The following is a 19,491-nucleotide window of genomic DNA, read 5'->3' as shown; positions in this document are numbered from 1 at the left end:
ACTCCACCCCTATGCAACAGGGAAGGAGTCTTCTTTTTTCAGCCATCCCGGCGAAAATGCTTCTTCACGACGTCGAAGGCGAGCTTCGGCCTGCGGTAGCGGTCGACGATGCCCTTGCTGTTCTGGGTGCCCGCGCGGGACAGAAGCCAGCCGTTGCCTTCCGATACGCGGCAATCGCAAAACTGCCAGATGAACATGCCGGAGATGAACGGCCGCTTCGTATAGGCGTCCAGATTGCTCTCGATAATGTCGGCATGACGCTCCTCCGACCCTTTCATGCGGACGATCGGATCGCGAAGCCCGTAATGGCCGTCTCCGCCGAACTCGCTCATGATCATCGGCTTCCCGAGCCCGCCGAGTTCGTCGGCCCAGCCTCTCGCCAGGTCGCACAGCTCGCCCGGATCCTCGTCGCCATACCACAATGGATATAAGTTGAACGATACGATATCGGCAAGATCGAAGCACAGCTCCCGGTCGCGGTGGTGGCTGGCGAACGTCAGCGGTCTTGAGCCGTCCAGCTCCCGGATTTGCTCGAGCTGCTTCTTATACATGACTCTGCCCTCCGGCGTATCGCTTGCGCATTCGTTCAGAATCGCCCATATGACGATGCTCGGGTGGTTAAAATGGCTCTCGACCATCTCGCGGTTGCAATCCTCGCACTGCCGCTCGAAATTCGGATTTTGCATCTGCGCCAGGCTGAGGCCGCGCGCATGGTTTTCCTCCCAAACGAGCAAGCCGCGTTCGTCGCATAAATCCAAAAACCGCTCGTCGTTCGGATAGTGGCTCGTCCGGACGGCATTCGCGCCGGCTTCCGCCATCAGCTCCAAATCGTGGACCATCAGCTGATAAGGGAACGACGCGCCGACGAGCGGATGGTCCTCGTGCCGGTTGAAGCCTTTCAGCTCGATGTCTTCCCCGTTCAGCTGGATCCGGCCGCCGCGCGTCGTTACCGTACGGAAGCCGACGCGCTCGATCAGGTCGTCGACCGGCTCAGCGCCGCCATCGGCGAACAGCCGCACGCCGAGCAGGTAGAGCCGCGGATCGGCGGGCGACCAGGCGGCGGCATCGACGGACGGCAGCCGGACGGAGACCGCTTTGGTCTGCCCGGCTTCGATTCGCTCGTCACCGGTCCGAAAGCGAACGCCGGCGAGGTCGCCCGCAAGCTGCACGTTCTTCGCGCTTGCGCCGATGTTGCGCACGTAGACGGCAATATCGGCCTGCCAGCCGTCCTTCGCCATCGAAGGCGTGAAAGCGATCCGCTCGATGAAAAGCTCGTTCACGTATTCGAGCGATACCGGGCGGATCAGCCCGCCGTACGTATAGTAGTCGTTCGGTACATGCAGCGCGGATGCTTCGCCGAAGCCGTTGTCAACCTCGACGACGAGCTCGTGCGTCCCTGCCGTGACCCCGCTCACCACGGCGCTGAACGGCGTATACGCATTGTAATGATGGGCGACATGGCGGCCGTCGAAATAAACGTCCGCCGTATGGCTGACGCCTTGGAAGCAGAGGCGAACCGCCGTATCCCGCTCGATCTCCACTTCCCTCCGGTAGACGGCCTTTCCTTGGTAGCTTGCGAAGCGCGGGTGGCTTTCCCAGCATCCCGGAACCGGCATCTTGAATTCGCGTCCGCCAACGCCGGCCGCCTGAGCGCCGTCCGGGACCGGCCGGAAAGACCATTCGCCCTCAAGCGATTCGAACTTGCGTACTTTGTGCGTGTTGAATAAACGAAGCAATGCCGTCACTCCTTCTTGCCGCTGCTTGATTGACAGCTTGGAATTGGTCAAATTACAATCAGTGTAACAAACGCGTTCGCCGTTTTACAGGGCAAAAAAACAGCTTTATTGGTCAAAATCAACAGAGAAGGGACTAGCGCATGAACAGCTCCGGCATCGTGGTCTACCATATTCATTTCATACTCGACAAGCCTCCGGTTCCGGGATGGGAGGACGTACGCCATCAATTGAACGCCCACAGCCTGTATTGGATTTATGAAGGGCAAGGCGTCTTTGCGACGGAAGAAGGCGCCTTCGAGGCGCGCAAAGGGATGATGGTGTATTTGAAGCCGGGGCTTCGGCTGAAGATGAAGTCGGACTTCGGGCAGCCGCTTCGCGTCCTTATGCTGCTGATGGATGCGGCCGCGCTTACGTTCGGCGATTTCGGAGCGCCGCTCCGGGTCGGCCCGATCGAGAGCCTGCAGCTGCCCCTCGCGCGATCGCTGACTCCCGAGCAAGAGAGGCAAATCCACGAGAAAATCAGATACATCGAGCGTTGCTGGGTCCAGGAGCGGGAGGCCCGCCAAGCCGAAATCGGGTATGAGCTCGCGTCGCTGATCGCAAGCCTGTCCGTCGCCGGACGGGCTTCGGACCCTTTCGAAGAGGCGTTTGCCGGGGTTCGCAAATGGATCGATACGCATTACGGAGAGGCGCTCAGGATCGCAGAGCTTGCCGCGCGGTTCGGCATTTCCGGCTCCCATCTCCGGGCCCTGTTCCTCCGGGAGCTGGGCATGCCGCCGAAAGCTTACTTGAATCGGGTCCGCGACGAGCAGGCGAAGAAATATTTGACGCTTACCGACGAGCCGATGAAGGTCGTCGCGGCGGCGTGCGGCTACGCCGACGAGCACCACTTCGGCAAAATGTTCCGCAAGCGGAACGGGGTTTCCCCCGCTAAGTTCAGGAGCAGCCGAAAGAACAAGTCGGATGTCAAATAAGTCGTGCTATCGTCACGGGAAGACAAGCGATTTTGACAGGAAAGCGCGCATATGATGGATGCGAATATCAAATTTGTCCAGTTTATATGCGGGATCATCCATTGAGCCTGGCCCGGCCGTGCGCCATAATAGAAGCAGGCAGGCCCTAATTCATTTCGAGGCGGAGAGGAAGATACCCATGCGCAAAATCAAGATCGGCGTCATCGGCGCCGGCGTGATCAGCAACGTTTATTTGAAAAACTGCACCGGCATGTTCGACAACGTCCTGGAGGTCAAGGCCATCGCGGATATGGTGCCGGAGAATGCCCGGAAGAGGGCGGACGAGTACAACATCCCGAATGTGTACACCGTGGACGAGCTGCTGGACGATCCGGAAATTGAAATCGTTCTCAACCTGACCGCGCCGGCCGCGCATGCGCCGCTGAATTTGAAAGCGCTGCAGGCGGGCAAGCATGTCTATACGGAGAAGCCGTTCGCGCTGAGCCGCGAGGACGCGGACGAAGTGCTCGCTCTGGCGGAACAGAAGGGGCTGCTCGTCGGCTGCGCGCCCGATACGTTCCTCGGGGCGGGCATCCAGACATGCGTCAAGCTGATCGACGACGGCTGGATCGGCACGCCTTACGCGGCAAGCGGCACGATCATTATGGGCAACGCCTCCGGCGGCATGCACCCGAACTTCCAGAACTTCCTGAAGCTTGGCGGCGATCCGATCATGGATATGGGACCTTATTATTTGACCGCGCTGGTCGCGCTGCTCGGACCGGTGCGCCGCGTCACGGGCTCCGCCCAGCAATTGAACAAGGAAATTACGATACTTAACCCGAAGTCGCACGCGTACGGACGCACCGTTCCGGTGGAAGCGCCGACGAACGTGACGGCCGTGCTCGATTTCGCGAGCGGCGCCGTCGCCAGCCTGCAGGCGGCCAAGGAAAGCTTCGGCTACGCGCCGCGCCTTGAAGTATACGGCACCGAGGGCAACCTGATCGTGCCGGATCCGAACTTCTTCGGCGGAACGATCCAGCTGAGGTCGGCGAGCGGCGAATTGAAGGAAGTGCCTCATTCGCATCCGTACGCCGAGGAAGGACGCGGGATGGGCATCGCCGATATGGCCTACGCGATCCAGTCCGGCCGCGGGAACCGTGCGAGCGGGCGCCTGGCGCGGCATATTTTGGACATTTCGCTCGGCATTTTCGAAGCGTCCGAGTCGGAGAGCCACGTTCGTCTGCAATCGACCGTCGACCGTCCGAAGCCGCTGCCGCTCGGGCTCAAATACAATATGCTGGACATGTAGCGTTATCGATTCGCGATTAAAATCGATTGAAGTCAAGCAGACAAGCCATATATCGATATCATTTTCGAAAGGTTGGGTGAATCCATCCATGAAATCATTCCCGGTAGCCGTACAGCCATACACGATTCGCGAGGCGCTGTCCAAAGACTATGAGGGCTCCCTGGCCAAAATCGCCGAGATCGGCTACAAAGGCATTGAGCTGGGCCGTCCGCCGCAGGGCATCACCGTCGCCAGGCAGAAGCAGCTGCTCGGCGAGCTCGGTCTCAAGGTCGTCGGCACGCATGCCGGCTTCGACACGCTCGATTTCGACGTCGACGCGATCGCCGATTACCTCGACGAAGTGGACGGCGGACGCTACGTCGCCATCTCGCTGCGCTTCGCCTCCCGCGAGGACGTGCTGGAGAAGGCGAAAAAAATGAACGCGGCCGGCGAGGCGTTCCGGAAGCGCGGCATTACGTTCCTCTACCATAACCATGACTGGGAGTTCGAGAAATTCGGCGGCGAATACGCGCTTGACCTCCTGCTGCGCGAGACCGACCCGGCCTTGGTGCAGACCGAGCTGGACACGTACTGGATCAAGAAGGGCGGGGAGGATCCGGCGGCTTACCTGCGCAAGCTGAAGGGCCGCGCGCCGCTGCTGCATATTAAGGACATGGAGGCAGGGGACGAGCGGTTTTTCGCCGAGATCGGCGAGGGCGTGCTCGACTTCAAGGAAATCGCCGGCGTCGCGGAGGAGATTGGCGTGCGGTGGCTCGTCGTGGAGCAGGACCAAAGCCGGCGCGACCCGTTCGAAAGCTTGCGGATCAGCTACGACAATTTGAAGAAGCTCGGCATCATGGAGCAGTAGCTTCGAGGGAGGAGGCCGGTTCCGGTGCACGGTCAATCGTTTCTGCCGGTTATTCACGTGTCCGGGGATGTCGTGAAGAAGCCCGGAACCGGCCTCGGCCCGCGGGTTCTCGGCGATTACGAGCTGCTGTTTTTCCCGGACGGCTCGGGCACTGTATACCGGGTGGAGGAGGAAGCCCACACGCTTCGCGAGCCCTGCTTCATCATGACCAGGCCGGGCGAGCGGCATCAGTACGACTACGACCCGCAGCAGCCGACGAGGCATTTGTTCCTTCATTTCGGCTTCGAGCGGAATGCGACGGTGATGCCCGATTTGGACATTTTGAAGCCGGGGGGCCCATCGGTAGTGCCCGGCGGCGGCGAGCTTCCGCTTAGCATGCTGAAGCAAATTTTATTCGTCTCGCATGCGGCGCCGGACCGCGTCGACTCGTGGGGCGGCGCGCTGCTGCTCGCCCTGCTGCACGAAGTGAACGGGCTGACGGAGGGCGGGCCTCCGGCGCTGCGCCAGAGCCGAATTCCGCCGCAGCTCGCGAAGGCGCTCGATCATATCGAGAAGCATCTGGACGAGCCGCTGTCCGTCGAGAGGCTGGCGCAGGCGTCGGGCTGGACGCACGAGCATTTTTCGCGGTCCTTCGTGAAGCATCTCGGGCGGACGCCGCGCGAAGCGATCATTCATAAGCGGATCGAACGCGCCTGCCAAATGCTGCTCCACGAGGAGCGCAGCGTGAAGGAAGTGGCCTACGCGGTCGGCTTCGCGGACGAGAATTACTTCAGCCGCGTCTTCAAGTCGGTGAAGGGGATGACGGCAACGGAATACCGGACGAAGCATTCGAATCCGATTTACAAGGATCTCGCTCCGATCGGCGACGGCGATTCGCTGTATCCGCCGAACCGGATTCTTTATAATAGTTGGACGAAATGACGGTATACATGTAGAGGGTAGAAACGCTAAGGGGATGATAGCTATGGAAAAAGCGATCAACGTCGGGCTGATCGGTTACGGCTTCGCGGGCCGTACCTTTCATGCTCCCGTCATCGCCGCGGTGCCGGAGCTTAAGCTTGCGGCGATCGTGCAGCGCAGCGGGGACAGCGCGAAGGAAAGATATCCTTGGGTGCGGATCGTCCGGGATACGGAAACGCTCTACGCCGATCCTTCGATCGATCTCGTCGTCGTGACGACGCCGAGCACGGACCACTATTCCTTCGCCAAAGCCGCGCTGCTGGCGGGCAAGCATGTCATCGTCGAGAAGCCGTTCACGACGACGACGGAAGAGGCGGACGAGCTGATCGGACTGGCCCGCGAGAAGGGGCTCGTGCTCAGCGTGTTTCATAACCGCCGCTGGGACGGCGATTTTCTGACCGTAAGCCGGCTCGTCAAGCAGGGCGCGCTTGGCCGGCTGACGGACGCCGAATTCCGCTGGGAGAGGTTCAGCCCGGCGGCCAATCCGGAGCGCTGGCGCGATAGCGGCGGCCCGGGGACGGGCGTCTATTACGATCTGGGCGTCCATTTCCTCGACCAGGCGCTGTCGCTCTTCGGCACGCCGAAGCAGATCCAGGCGGACATCCGCGCGATTCGCGACGGCGCCGTATCCGACGACGCGTTCGACGTGACGCTGACGTACGAGAACGGCCTGCGCCTGGCGCTTCGCTCGATGCTGCTGGCCAGGGTGCCCGGTCCGCGCTATACGCTGCACGGCACGGCCGGCTCGTTCGTGAAATACGGCGAAGACCCGCAGGAGAAAGCGCTCATCGCCGGGCTGGCGCCTGGAACGCCCGGCTGGGGGGCCGAGCCGGAGAGCAGCTGGGGCACGCTCGAGGCCGACGTCGGCGGCCTTCGCTACAGCGGCCGGATCCGTACGCTCCTCGGCGCCTATCAGGACTACTTCCGCAATGTGGCCGGAGCGATCGCCGGCACGGCGGAGCTGGCCGTGAAGCCGGAGGAGGCGCGCATGGCCGTGCGCCTGATCGAGCTTGGCCAGCAGAGCGCGCGGGAGCGGCGCGCGGTAGAGGTGACGCCGTAGCGGCGGAATCGGCAGGGCGCTACGCAGGTGCGCGGTAGAGGTGACGTAGCACAGTGTAGCGGCGGCAGCGCGGAGCTGGTCGCGAAGGGGAGGGGGCCGCGCATGGCCGCGCCTGATCGAGCTCGGCCAGCAGAACGCGCGGTAGAGGCGACGGCGCATTGGCGGAACCGGTGGAGCGTGATTCGCAGGTGCGCGGTAGAGGTGACGTAGCAGCGTAGCGGCGGCAGTGTATGGCGGCCGCGCGTAGCTGGTCGCGAAGGCGGAGGAAGCGCGAATGGACGCGCGTCTTTTCTGCAGAAGCTGGGCGATTGTTCGTTTATTGGGAGCGCTAGGGGGGCGGCAGAGTGGATTTTATCCAGTCAAACGGCGCCGAGCTACATGTGGAGGTCGTATAAGTAGCATGCGTAGCAGCTTATCTTAGTAGTATTGCGTGAGCAGCTTTGCATGGGGAGCGGCCTTGGCGGTATAGTGGATTTTATCCAGTCAAACCGGCTTCCATCGACGGTTGAAGTAAGTTTGATTGGAGTTTGTCCAGTCAAATATGCGATGAGGGCATGCCTGAGACCGATAACGGTCGATTTGATTGGACAAATTCCATGCTAATGCGTTTTGCGTCTGTGCAGGCGGCCGTTTGGATGGATAAAATACAGGCAAACGGCGCCGAGCTACATGTCGAGGTCGTATGAGCAGCATGCGTAGCAGCTTATTTAGTAGAATTGCGCGACCAACTGTGCATAGGGAGCGGCCTTGGCGGTATAGTGGATTTTATCCAGTCAAACCGGCTTCCATCGACGGTTGAAGTAAGTTTGATTGGAGTTTGTCCAGTCAAATAAGCGATGAGGGCATGCCTGAGACCGATAACGGTCGATTTGATTGGACAAATTCCATGCTAATACGTTCTGCGTCTGTGCAGGCGGCCGTTTGGATGGATAAAATTCAGTCAAACGGCATGCAGGCGTAGTGTGCAGAGCGGTATGGGGTTTGCCATGTCAAACGTTAAACGATGTAGAGCGTAATAACGGTAAGCGTCGCGGTCCGCTGAATATCATGTGGTGCAGATCGGTGCGGTTCGCCGAACATCATGTGATGCAGAGAGTCACGGTCCGCTGAATATCATGTGATGCAGATCGGTGCGGTCCGCCGAGCATTATGCGGTGCATCGCGGCAGGCGGTAAACATCCCATGCCGAGCGATATGCGCTGTTGGATGACATGCAGCACGCCGAGCGACAAGCGGAGAAGTCGCTGGGCGAAATTCGGCGTGCCGCGCCAAGCCACGAAGTACCTCGTTGAAACTCGGCTAGTTCAATCCATTGCGTAAAATAACGAGAAAGAAGGCGTTTGTTCATGACTTTTCCATTCAAGCTGTCTCTAAATGCGTCGACGCTGTTTCCTTTTAAGCTGGGCGTCGAGAAGCAGATCGCCGTCGCGGCGGAAGCCGGCTACGACGGCATCGAGCTGTGGGTGCGCGACATCGACGCGTACCTGGAAGCGGGCGGCCGGCTCGCGGAGCTTCGGCGCCGGCTCGAGGATTCGGGCATCGCGGCGGTGAACGCGATCGCCTTCTGGGCGTGGGCCGATTCGGACGAGAAGGCCCGCCGCCAAGGATTCGAGCTGGCGAAGCGCGAGCTCGAAATGCTCGCCGAGCTGGGCTGCGCGGCTGCGGCCGCGCCTCCGTTCGGCAGCGTGTCGGACGTGCCGCTCGACGACATGGCCGAGCAATTCGCGAAGCTGGCGGAGCTGTCGCGAGGCATCGGCGTAGAGCCGTACCTCGAGTTCTGGGGAAGGGCAGCAAGGCTGAACCGGCTGAGCGAAGCGGTATACGTCGCCATGCATAGCGGCGTCAAGGACGCCAAGCTGCTGCTCGATCCGTTCCACATGTACACCGGCGGCAGCGATTTCGAAGGGATCGGGTTCCTGAACGGAGAGCGGATCGGCATCGTGCACGTTAACGATTATCCGGCCGAGCCGGCGCGCGCCGACATCGCCGACAAGGACCGAGTGTTCCCGGGCGACGGCATCGCGCCGTCCGGTCGGATCGCGCAGCTGCTGCATGGCGCCGGCTATAACGGTTACTTGTCGCTGGAGCTGTTCATCGAAGATTTCGGCGGACGTTCCGCGCTCGATATCGCGAAGCTGGGACTAGGGAAGGCGAGGGCCGCCTACTCGGTCCAAACTGTCGGTTAAACCGATGGCTTCAGGCAGTCGAACCGCTGCAAGCCTGTCGCTTTTTGCGCTGACTTGGCCGATCTTCGTGGAGTCGGCGCTGCAGATGTTTCTGCGCGTCTCCGACACGTTCATGCTAAGCAAGGTGTCCGACGAGGCGGTAGCCGCGGTCGGCGTCGCGAACCAGATCATTATGTTCGCCGTGCTTCTGTTCAACGTGATTGCCGTCGGGTCGGCGGTCGTCATCACCCAATACCTCGGGGCGCGGCGGAATCGGGAGATCAGCAGTCTGGCTTCGGCATCCGTCGCGATCAACTTTCTGTTCGGCGTCCTGCTCAGCGTGCTGATCGTCAGCTTCAGCGTTCCGCTGCTGCATATTTTCAAGCTGGACCCGGCCGTATTCGACATCGGCTTGCGCTTCCTCCGCATTGCCGGAGCCGCGCTCGTCATTCAAGGGGTCTTGACGGTCGTCACGGCGATCATCCAGTCGCACGGCTATACGAGGCACACGATGATGGTTACGATCGGCATGAATGTATTGAATTTGCTCGGCAATTACCTGGTCATTTACGGCCCGCTCGGTTTCCCGAAGCTCGGCGTAACCGGCGTTGCCATGTCTACCGCCTTCGCCCAATCGATCGGCCTCGCGATCAACCTGGTCATCCTCCGCAAGGTGGCCGGCGTCGAGCTGACGTGGGCGCGGCTGACGCGCTGGACGAAGGAGCATGTCGATAAAGTGCTGCGCGTCGGGCTGCCTTCGTCGGTCAACAACTGCTCCTATTCCGCGAGCCAGTTCGTGACGACCGCGCTCATCGCGACATTGGGCACGGCGGCGCTCACGACCCGGATCTATACGATGAACCTCGTGTTCGTCGTCATGATCCTCGCCATTTCGATCGGCCGGGGCGGACAGATCATCATCGGCCACATGATCGGGGCGGGCGAGCGGGAGGAAGCTTACCGGACCGTGTATCGCAATCTGCGCGCGAGCATGCTCATTACGCTGGCTGCCGCGGCGATCATCGCGCTGCTCAGGGTGCCGCTGCTCGAGCTGTTCACGCACGATGCGTCCATTATCCAAATGGGCGCGACGCTGCTGCTGCTCGGGCTGCTTCTGGAGCCGGGGCGCAACTTCAACATTATTATCGAGCGGTCGCTCGCCGCGGCGGGCGACGCCCGGTTCGCCATGTACGCGGCCGTGTCCGTGAGCTGGCTGTTCAGCGTGCCGATGACGTATTTGCTCGGCATCCATCTGGGGTACGGGCTGCTCGGCATCTGGGCGGCGTTCATCATGGACGAGTGGCTGCGCGGGCTGATTCTGCTGCTGCGATGGCGCAGCAAGGCATGGCAGCGGAAGGCGCTCGTGCAGCGGCAGGAGGAAGCGGCGGTTTGAGGCCGGCGGTAGCCCAGCCCGGCTGGCATATCCGTTAGGAATGAGGCAAATGCATGCAGCCGGATTATGGCTGATCAGACGGTCCGGAACGCCCCGCGCGTTCCGGACCGTTTTTTATTTGCGCAGCCCCCGCCACCGCAGCGTTCTCCATTCAATCGGCTTTCCGTCGTCTTGCGAGTAGGGAAGGTGAAGCTTGAAACACTTGTCATAGAGGAACGCCGAACGGCGGGACGGAAAAGCCCGGTGCTCAAGGTCAGGGGGCTGAATCGCGGCGGAGATCGTCGGCTTCGCCGGAAGGATTGGAGCGGTTCGGAAGGAGGCGGCGCGAGTGAAATTCGGGCGCGAATCGCACCGGCTCGGAGGAAACCGCGATGGGAAAAGCATTCGCAAGCGGTAAGCGGAAGCCGCCGTTTCCGTACGCCGGAAAGTCATTTTTTTGAAAAAGACCCCTTTTTGTGCTAAAATTTAATGATGAATTCGGTTAAGCGGAGGTTGGTCTGTTGGCAAAAACGCACAAAAAGCTATCATCTTTAGAAATTTTCAAACGATTTATTTTCATCACGATCGGATCGGTGCTTATGGGCGTCGCCTTGGAATTGTTCCTCGTTCCGAACAGCGTCATCGACGGCGGCATCGCGGGCGTATCGATCATGCTTGCGCACTTGACGCCCCTGCCGCTCGGACTGTACCTGTTCATCGTGAACGTGCCGTTCCTCATTCTCGGCTACAAGCAAATCGGCAAAACCTTCGCGATCTCGACGTTGTACGGCATTATCGTCATGTCCGTCACGACGTCGCTGCTGCATCACGTTCACGCGTTTACGGACGAGAAGCTGCTCGCGGTACTGTTCGGCGGCCTGATCCTTGGCGCGGGCGTCGGACTCGCGATTCGGTTCGGCGGCTCGCTGGACGGCGTGGAAATCGTTTCGATTCTCATATCGAAGAAATTCCGGATGCCGGTTGGCCAGATCATCATGATTTTCAACATCGTTATCTTCATCATTGCGGGCTTCGTGTTCGAATGGGATTCGGCGATGTACTCCATGTTCACGTATTACATCGCGATCAAGGTGATCGACATCGTGGTGGAAGGTCTCGACGAATCGAAGTCGGTCACGATCATTTCGAGCGAGTACGAGGAAATTTCGGAAGCGATCATCGACCGTCTCGGACGGACGACGACGCTCATGCAGGCGCGGGGCGGCTATTCGAAGGAAGAGACGCAGGTCATTTATTGCGTCGTGTCGAGGCTCGAGCTAGCGAAGCTGAAGTCGATCGTGCAGTCCATCGACGAGAAGGCGTTCATCGCGATCGAGCATGTCTCCGACGTCATGGGCGGCGGATTCAGCAAGGGCAGCATTCATTAACGAAATCGTCCGGACCGTGGTCGACAGACGCGGTGCCGGATTTTTTTGTATCGGCGCAATTGGGGGCTGGGATTCTTGCCGGTATTTAAAAAACGATCCGACGCGAAGCACCCGAAAATCGATTCCGGCGTGGAGCCTGCTAATGTACAGGCTTTTTCTTGCGATTACGGGTGAAGGCGGTGAAAGCCTGCAATCGTGCAGGTGATTTTACGCAATCCTCCTCTTAATTGAAGGATAATGTTTCAAAACCTGCTTTTTCGCAGGAATTGATAAATCGTAGGTGAAGGTTACGCTCAAAGATGCACAATTGCAGGTTTTTGGAGATGGCAAGTTGATAGGGCTAGAATGGCCAGTGAAGCGAGGGTAATCGTTCAGGGCTCGGAAGGGCATCAAGTGAGGGAGCAAGTCGTGATTCTTTGCTTGATTATGTCGCAGGTCTTCGGCCAAAAGGCGCCTATTTGTTGGTTCAGGAAAAGGTGACCGTCAATTGGCCCTAAGGAGTACGGTTTCAATTTCAACTTTTGAAATTAAAACCGCAAGGAGAACGGAAAGATGGATTTGAGTTTCAAATTTTGAAACAAAACCAGTTGAAAGAGACCAGAGTAGCTCTCGCTTCTCCGTTTAATTTCAAATGTTGAAGCTGAATCGAATGTGAAGGTGGTTAGAGACACTTTAATTTCATTTTTTGAAACTAGCATCTTCTACCTATGGAATGCACCATCGACATAGGCGAGCCAGTTTAGGACGTGCACAAATGTTCCTTTACAGGGGAGAGCGCCCTTCGGCAACGCCGTCAACCAGAGACTTGGGAACTCGCAGCAAGGAAGGGTCATTACGCTATAGCGCGGGAAAGTGCCGATCTGGTCGCTTTGTTGCGGCGGATGCGAAAATGAAGGAGGGCCGAGGCCCTCCTTCTTCGTGCTTAGGCGGAACGGTTCGCGTCCGGGGCGGCGACGCCCCTCGTCATGCCGCTGTCGCGGACGCCGAGCAGGAACAGCAGCGCGACGACCATGCCTCCCGTTGCGACGTAGAATAGCGCCGAGTAGCCGAACAGGTCGATCAAGCCGCCCATCAGCGGCGGAGATGCGATGGCGGCGAGGGAGGAAAACAAATAATAAATGCCGGTGCGCGTGCCGATGCTTTCTTCCTTGCCGAGCGAGACGACGAACGGGTAGGAATTGATGTTGATCATCGCCCAGAACAGTCCGCCGACGATGAGCAGGACGCGCAGCGGCAGAAGCGAGTCGATGAAGGAAATCGCGGCGAAGCACGCGATCAGGCCGGCGACGCCGATGGCGATGATGCGCTTCTTGCCGAACCGCTTGCCGAGCAGGCCGCTCGGTATGGCGCCGAGCACGAACGCGAGCGAGAAGAACGCCAGGGAGAAGGAAGCCTGGCCTTCCGTAAGCTGCAGATGGTTTTTGCCGTACAGGGTGAAGAACGCCTCGACGCCCTGGTACGAGAGAAACCAGAAGAAGATCGCGCAAAGCAGAAAGACGGTAGGGCGGTTCCACTCGCCGCGGAACGAAACGGAGCTTTGCCGCTCGGCGGGCGCGAACGAAACGGCGTCGCGACGCTCCCGGATCGCATACAGAAGAATGGCCAGGCAAATCAAGGTCAGAACCGAAGAGGTCAGGAACGGAAGGGAGATATGCCGTTCATAGAGGAAGGCGCCTCCCCCGAAGGCGATAATGGAACCGATGCCGCCCATGAAATTAATGACCCCGTTCGCCTGCGTCCGCTTCCCTTCCGGGGTAATGTCCGGCATGAGCGCGACGGTCGGCGAGCGGTACAAGCTCATCGACAGGTTCATCAGCACCATGAACAGGACGAGCGTCAGCAGACCGGTATGCCAAGGAATTAACGCACCGAATACCGCGGCGAGCGGCATGCCGAGGAGCAGGTAGGGCATTCTTTTGCCGAAACGGCTTCTCGTGCGGTCGCTGCGGCTTCCGATCCACGGCTGCAGGAACAGCGCGAAATAATTATCGATCGTCATCATGAAGCCGATGAGCGCCGTGCTCGTCAGAAACTTCTCCAGGAAGAAAGGGACGAACGCGTTATACAGCGCCCACGTAATACTGATGCTGAAAAAGCCGAAGCCGAGAAGCCATGTTTTTCTCATGCCGATCCTGCTCCTCTCCCCGTAAGCGCTTCGGCGAGCCGGTCCGGATAGTCCGTAATGATGCCGGCGACGCCGCAGTCGATGAGACGCTCCATCTCCTCCCGGTCGTTGACCGTGAACGGATGGTAGTCGATGCCGTGCGCGGCCGCCTCCGCCACCCACTCCGCCGTAACCGCGGGCTTGAACGCGTGGAGCGCGTCCGCATGCAGCGACATCGCGTAATCCCAAGGACGGTAGAGCCCTTCCATGTACAAAATGCCGGTGCGGATCTCCGGAGCCAGCTGCTTGCACAGCGCGAGCGAATAATGATTGAAGCTCGAGATGACGACCCGTTCGGTCATTTGATGCTCGCGCACGAGGTCAATGACCTTCTGCTCGAGGCCGGGATATTGGACGTAGCCATTCTTAAGCTCGATATTCACAATCGTGCCCGTATCCGAGACAAGCAGAAGCAGCTGCTCCAGGCTTGGGATGCGCTCTCCCCGGAATTCGGGCGCGAACCAGCCGCCGGCGTCGAGCGTCTGCAGCTCGTCGTACCCGGTATCCTTGACGAGCCGGTTCAGGCCGGCCGTGCGAGCCAGCGACTCGTCGTGAATGACGACGACGCGGCCGTCCTTGGTAAGCTGGACATCCGTCTCGATGCCCGTCGCGCCGAGCTCGAGCGCTTTCTTGAAGGCCGCGATCGTGTTCTCGGGGCAGTAGGCGCTTGCGCCCCGGTGTGCAAAATTAATGAGCGATTTGATAACCATCCATCCTCTCCGTCTTCCGGAATAATCAAAACCACTATACCGGACAATTGATAAAACAAAATTATCGTTACGTTATTCATGACGCTTGCCGGGCAACGAAGCCCGCCTGATCTTTATGCGAAGCGGTAATGGATCAAGACGAACGTCGCCAGCATGAAAATGAAGTTGAGCGAGACGAACACCATCTGGCCGATAACCGTACGGCGCATGGAGACCGGACGATAACACGGCGGTTATCGATGCTTTCCCGGGGACGACGTCCATAGACCATTTGACATGCGCATAATAATCCATATGTACCATACCATCTATTATGTATTGGTCGTTTCTGCACTTGACTACTTGGATAGTAGCATAATGACAACCGTAAGGAAAGCGCTCCGGACGGATTGCGGGAAGAGAATCTTTACATACCCCCAGGGGGTATGTTATGATCGGGTTGTCATTATATACCCCATGGTGGTATAGGTTAATAAAAGAAAGGCGGGATAAACGAATGGCGAACACGGTATTGAAGGTGGAAGGAATGACCTGCGGCCATTGTGCCGCTTCGGTAGAGAAAGCGGTGAGCGATGCCGGCGCGACCGGCAAGGTCGATCTGGCGGGCAAGAAGGTTAGCGTGGAGTACGACGAGAAGAAGGTGTCGCTGGGCGCGGTCAAAGCGGCGATCGAAGAGCAAGGCTACGACGTCGTATAAGGAATGCGGCATTTCACCCGTCGTGCGCGACGCGGGATGCTCGAAGATAGGAATAACGAGCTTATGACGCCAACGGACGGCACAGAACCGAGCTGCGCAAGATGCAGCTAGCGGTTCGTGCGTAGCGTCGGCCGTTTACGCTTGCGCGCTCGAATAAGCGTATAGAAAAAAAGCGTGCGCTCGCGCCCGCGATTACTCGATCCGCTCGTAATAGAGCTTGAATACGATATCCTGGTTGTAATTGCCGAATCCCGCGCCGAATAAGGTTACGCCGCCGACATGCTCGGCATCCGGCTCCACGGCGATCCGGAATTTCAATTGCTTGTTCCCTATCCCGACGTCGTCCAGCGTCACGCGGGAAATGCGGCGGCCGTCGATGTACGTGCCGTCGGGCGTGATTTTGAGCACCTTCAGCAGGCCGTATTGATTGATATCGTCCCGCCACCATTCGGGCGTGAATTTGCCGCGCTTGCCGCCGAAGTCGCCGGGGCTCGTCCACATTCCGATCTTCGTGTCGTTGAGGTAGAATGTAATGTCGGAGGGCCAATTGTCGTTGGCTAGCGGCGCCTCGGACGAAATTTCAAACGAGATTTCGAGCTCGGCCGGCTTCTCGCTCTTCAGCAGGAAGTTCGCGATTTTGTATTCGATATAGCCGCTGCCGAACCATAAAATTTTGGCGTTCATCCGCTCCGGGTCGAGGAAAAACCGCGGCTCGTCGAACATGCCGATGACCTTCGACGTCGTGGCGAGCCCGCAGGTCGGCTCGATCTCGAAGTCGGTATAATGGCCGACGGATACGATCGATTCGTGATAGGCGCGGAACGCCGGACGGCTGCGGGTAGGAAAGTCGATTTCGATGCGGTCGGTAACGAGCTTGCACATCTTCTTCGTGCCGGCGCCGCCGGATACCATCTCGGAGCTGATCAGGCCGGCTTTCTCCAGCTTTTTCACGTGCATCGTCATGATGGGGCTGCTAAGCTCGAGCGCTTGGGCAAGATCCTTGATATTCATGTCCTGCCGGGCCAGAAGGTGGATGATTTTGAGCCTGACATCGCTGGCCAGCGCTTCGTATACGGGCAAATGCGATTCGGAAAGATCGATCTTCATTGGTTTCACTCCGCTCTGCTGATCATTCCCTTATTTTATATGGAATCAAATGTATTGACAAATACGCGGCAAACTCCCTTCCGATTCGCGGTGACCGACTGGAGGCGCCAGCCGATCCATCCGGATCGAAAAGGAGTTTGTTCTTGAGGGATTTAAGTTAAATCGCCTGCAAGCCGGCTTGGTTCAGCAAGTTCCACGGCTTGTTGTAATGCGGCTGGAAGAAGAAGTCGACGTAGCTCAGTTCGTCCATCGTCATGCCGTTCTGGATGCAGACCGACAGCGTGTTGATCGCTTGCGTCAGGTCCGCCTTCGAGAGCACCTGGGCGCCGACGATACGGCGGCCGTCCGCCTCGTAGACGACTTTCAGCAAAACCTGCTCGTAGGTCGGCATAAATTCGGGCCGGTAATTGTCCGTGATTGTGACATTTTTCACATTCATGCCCGCGGCAAGCGCGGCCGTTTCGGTCATGCCGGTCGACGCGATGTTGTAATCGTAAATTTTAATGCCCGACGTCCCTTGCGTGCCCATGTATTTGACGGTCGGCCGCAGCAGGTTTTTGGCGACGAGCGTGCCCATTCGGACGGCGTTGGTCGCGAGCGGAATATACGCATGCTTGCCGGTCGGGTTATACAGGACGGCGCAGCTGTCACCCGCGGCGAATACGTCCTCCTTGCTCGTTCGCATATATTCGTCGACGACGATGGCGCCGTTCGGCAGCATGTCGACCTGGCCGGCAAGAAGCTCCGTGTTCGGCCGGAAGCCGATGCAGAGCACGACGAGATCGGCTTCGTATTCGCCGGCCGTCGTAATGACGCGAGTGACGCGCCCGTTCCGGCCCTCGAACGAAGTGACGGTCTGTCCGGTCGCGATCGCGATGCCCCGCTCGGCCAGCGTCTGTTCGGTCACGTCCGTGAACTCGCGGTCCAAATATTTGTACAGGATCCGCTCCATGTTATCGATCAGCGTCACCCGCTTGCCGAGCTGCTCGAACGCCTCGACCAGCTCGATGCCGATGTAGCCGGCCCCGATGACGGCAATCCGGTCGGCCTTCTTCGCCTTCTCGATGATGGCCTGCGCATGATTGTAGTTTTTGCATAGCATGACGTTCTCGAGCCCGATTCCGTCCATCTGCGGAATGATCGGCCACGAGCCGGTCGTCATGACGAGCTTGTCGTACGCGTCGGTAAATTCCTCCCCCGTTTCCAGATTGCGCACGCGAACCGTCTTCGCGTCGGTATCGATCGCCAGCGCGTCGTGCTTCATATGCGTCCGCACGCCGAGCTCGGCCAGCCGGTCGGGATTCGAATAAAACAACTGTCCGGCGTCCTTCACGACGCCGCTGACATGAAGCGCGATGCCGCACGATAGAAACGAAATGTTGTCGTTCCGCTCATATACCGTAATCCGGGCTTCCGGATAAAGCTTTGCCATTTGCGTAATCGCTGCGGTTCCCGCGTGCGTGCAGCCTACAACCGTTATTTTCATTGCCATGATGATCGCCTCCAAATGGTTTGGGCGCAGGGCGCGATCGCTTTTCTCCATCACGCTCCACCAGGTGAAACTTTTCACATAGTAGGTTATTATGTGATTTATTTCACAATCCCTTCTTGCTTTTATCATATGCGCTCCGGCGTCCAAAGACAAGGGTCAAATGTGACAAATTTAAGACTTGATCAAATTTTCTGACTGCTTTGTTCTAGGGTATGTCGGGGAAGCCTTCCGGGATGCGCGGGGCCGCTGATCAAGGCAACGAGTAAGGCGATCCGGACGTAACGATACCGGCAGCTTGACTTCGGCCGCGCATAAAGGTATATAAGGGGAGAACAATGAAGAGGAGGGATTCGATCATGTCGACCCATACCGACAAAATCGCGCTCATTACAGGTGCGGGAGCGGGCATCGGAAGAGCGCTTGCGCTGGCGTACGCCGGGCAGGGCGCCCTCCCCGTCCTTGCGGACCGAAACGAGGAAGGACTGGAGGAAACGGGCAGGCTGCTGGAGCAAGCCGGCTGCGATTCCTTGGCGATCGCGGCGGACATCGGCAAGCCCGAACAAATCGAGCAGCTGTTTCGCGACTTGGATGCGATGCTGGGGCGCCTCGATATTCTCGTCAACAACGCCGGCTTCGGCATATGGAAATCCCCGTACGATCTGACGGTCGAGGAGTGGGACGGCGTCGTGAACACGAATTTGCGCGGCGCGTTCCTCTGCTCCCGCGAAGCGGCCAAGCTGATGCGGGCGGGAGGAGGCGGCGCGATCGTGAATATCTCCTCGACGAGGGCGGTCATGTCCGAGCCGAATTCGGAGGCGTACGCCGCGTCGAAGGGCGGAATTCTGTCGCTGACGCATGCGCTCGCGGTCTCGCTCGGTCCCGACCGGATTACGGTGAACGCGATCTGTCCGGGCTGGATCGAGACCGGCGATTACGGGAAGCTGCGTCCCGAGGATCACGCCCAGCATCCCGCTCGGCGGGTCGGCAGGCCTGAAGATATCGCCCGGGCATGCCTGTATTTGACCGATCCCGCCAACGACTTCGTGACCGGCACGCATATGACGGTCGACGGCGGCATGACGATCAAAATGATTTACGACGAATAAGGCGTCCCGGCCGGGGCCTCTCTAGGCGCCACGTCCGGCTCGGGCAAGTCTGCTTCCTTGCGGTAAGCGATTGACGTCATGCCGGTCAGCCGCTTGAATACGCGGTGAAAGTGCTTCCTGTCGGGCATGCCGACGAGCTGGGCGATTTCGGCCGCCGTTTTGCCCGTATGCTTCAACAGGGAGCAGCTTTGCTCGATTCGTTCCTTATGCAGCAGCCCCGTGAACGTTATGCCCGCCAACCCACCAACCCACCAACCCACCAACCCACCAACCCACCAACCCACCAACCCGCCAACCCGCCAACCCACCAACCCGCCAAGCCGCCAACCAGTCCAACCGCCAACCCACCAACCCACCAACCCACCAACCCACCAACCCACCAACCCACCAACCCGCCAACCCGCCAACCCACCAACCCGCCA

General features: G+C 59.1%; 16 protein-coding genes. 10 read left to right on the top strand and 6 right to left on the bottom strand.

Features of this window, described 5'->3' with window-relative positions; genetic code table 11:
• Positions 1–38: 38 nt before the first annotated feature.
• Complete coding sequence (locus IDH41_RS11465; protein WP_190861121.1) at positions 39–1,736, bottom strand: glycoside hydrolase family 2 protein; 1,698 nt, start codon at positions 1,734–1,736, stop codon at positions 39–41.
• 140 nt (positions 1,737–1,876) lie between these two features.
• On the opposite strand from IDH41_RS11465, the gene IDH41_RS11460 reads away from it, so the two are divergent.
• The 8 genes from IDH41_RS11460 (at position 1,877) to IDH41_RS11425 (ending at position 11,793) form a co-directional block, all read left to right on the top strand.
• Positions 1,877–2,710, top strand: coding sequence for an AraC family transcriptional regulator (locus tag IDH41_RS11460; RefSeq protein WP_190861119.1), 834 nt, complete (start codon positions 1,877–1,879; stop codon positions 2,708–2,710).
• Positions 2,711–2,888: 178 nt separating this feature from the next.
• Positions 2,889–4,001: a Gfo/Idh/MocA family protein gene (locus IDH41_RS11455; RefSeq protein WP_190861117.1), complete on the top strand. Its 1,113-nt coding sequence runs from the start codon at positions 2,889–2,891 to the stop codon at positions 3,999–4,001.
• Positions 4,002–4,089: 88 nt separating this feature from the next.
• Complete coding sequence (locus IDH41_RS11450) at positions 4,090–4,848, top strand: sugar phosphate isomerase/epimerase family protein (RefSeq protein WP_190861115.1); 759 nt, start codon at positions 4,090–4,092, stop codon at positions 4,846–4,848.
• Between the two features lie 24 nt (positions 4,849–4,872).
• Complete coding sequence (locus IDH41_RS11445; RefSeq protein WP_190861113.1) at positions 4,873–5,769, top strand: AraC family transcriptional regulator; 897 nt, start codon at positions 4,873–4,875, stop codon at positions 5,767–5,769.
• A 43-nt stretch (positions 5,770–5,812) separates the two neighbouring features.
• Positions 5,813–6,868 (top strand): oxidoreductase, encoded by a 1,056-nt coding sequence (locus tag IDH41_RS11440; protein ID WP_190861111.1) that lies wholly within the window; start codon positions 5,813–5,815, stop codon positions 6,866–6,868.
• Between the two features lie 1,346 nt (positions 6,869–8,214).
• A complete protein-coding gene (locus IDH41_RS11435; protein ID WP_190861109.1) occupies positions 8,215–9,054 on the top strand; it encodes a sugar phosphate isomerase/epimerase family protein in 840 nt (279 codons plus the stop codon).
• 4 nt (positions 9,055–9,058) lie between these two features.
• Positions 9,059–10,426: an MATE family efflux transporter gene (locus IDH41_RS11430; RefSeq protein ID WP_190861107.1), complete on the top strand. Its 1,368-nt coding sequence runs from the start codon at positions 9,059–9,061 to the stop codon at positions 10,424–10,426.
• Positions 10,427–10,926: 500 nt separating this feature from the next.
• Positions 10,927–11,793: a YitT family protein gene (locus IDH41_RS11425; protein WP_190861106.1), complete on the top strand. Its 867-nt coding sequence runs from the start codon at positions 10,927–10,929 to the stop codon at positions 11,791–11,793.
• Between the two features lie 922 nt (positions 11,794–12,715).
• Here the strand turns inward: IDH41_RS11425 and IDH41_RS11420 are convergent.
• Both IDH41_RS11420 and IDH41_RS11415 read right to left on the bottom strand, forming a co-directional pair.
• Positions 12,716–13,918 carry an SLC45 family MFS transporter gene (locus tag IDH41_RS11420; protein WP_190861104.1) on the bottom strand — a complete coding sequence of 401 codons (1,203 nt, stop codon included), beginning with the start codon at positions 13,916–13,918 and terminating at the stop codon, positions 12,716–12,718.
• Positions 13,915–14,661: a glycerophosphodiester phosphodiesterase gene (locus tag IDH41_RS11415; RefSeq protein WP_190861518.1), complete on the bottom strand. Its 747-nt coding sequence runs from the start codon at positions 14,659–14,661 to the stop codon at positions 13,915–13,917. Before IDH41_RS11415 ends, IDH41_RS11420 begins: the two co-directional genes overlap by 4 nt.
• Before the next feature lie 502 nt (positions 14,662–15,163).
• On the opposite strand from IDH41_RS11415, the gene IDH41_RS11410 reads away from it, so the two are divergent.
• Positions 15,164–15,364 (top strand): cation transporter, encoded by a 201-nt coding sequence (locus IDH41_RS11410; RefSeq protein ID WP_190861102.1) that lies wholly within the window; start codon positions 15,164–15,166, stop codon positions 15,362–15,364.
• Between the two features lie 192 nt (positions 15,365–15,556).
• On the opposite strand, the gene IDH41_RS11405 is transcribed toward IDH41_RS11410, so the two are convergent.
• Entirely contained in the window at positions 15,557–16,471 is a 915-nt protein-coding gene (locus IDH41_RS11405; RefSeq protein ID WP_190861100.1) for an ArsR/SmtB family transcription factor, read from the bottom strand.
• A 157-nt stretch (positions 16,472–16,628) separates the two neighbouring features.
• Entirely contained in the window at positions 16,629–17,957 is a 1,329-nt protein-coding gene (locus tag IDH41_RS11400) for an FAD-dependent oxidoreductase (protein ID WP_190861516.1), read from the bottom strand.
• A 362-nt stretch (positions 17,958–18,319) separates the two neighbouring features.
• Here IDH41_RS11400 and IDH41_RS11395 point away from each other — a divergent pair, with 362 nt between their 5' ends.
• On the top strand, positions 18,320–19,069 hold the full coding sequence (locus IDH41_RS11395) for an SDR family NAD(P)-dependent oxidoreductase (RefSeq protein ID WP_190861099.1): 750 nt from the start codon (positions 18,320–18,322) through the stop codon (positions 19,067–19,069).
• Here the strand turns inward: IDH41_RS11395 and IDH41_RS11390 are convergent.
• Complete coding sequence (locus IDH41_RS11390; protein WP_190861096.1) at positions 19,057–19,308, bottom strand: helix-turn-helix transcriptional regulator; 252 nt, start codon at positions 19,306–19,308, stop codon at positions 19,057–19,059. The genes IDH41_RS11395 and IDH41_RS11390 overlap by 13 nt on opposite strands.
• Positions 19,309–19,491 lie beyond the last annotated feature (183 nt).

The organism is Paenibacillus arenilitoris, assembly GCF_014705655.1.
GTDB classification, from domain to species: domain Bacteria; phylum Bacillota; class Bacilli; order Paenibacillales; family Paenibacillaceae; genus Pristimantibacillus; species Pristimantibacillus arenilitoris.
This window is presented reverse-complemented; position numbering and strand designations above follow the sequence as displayed.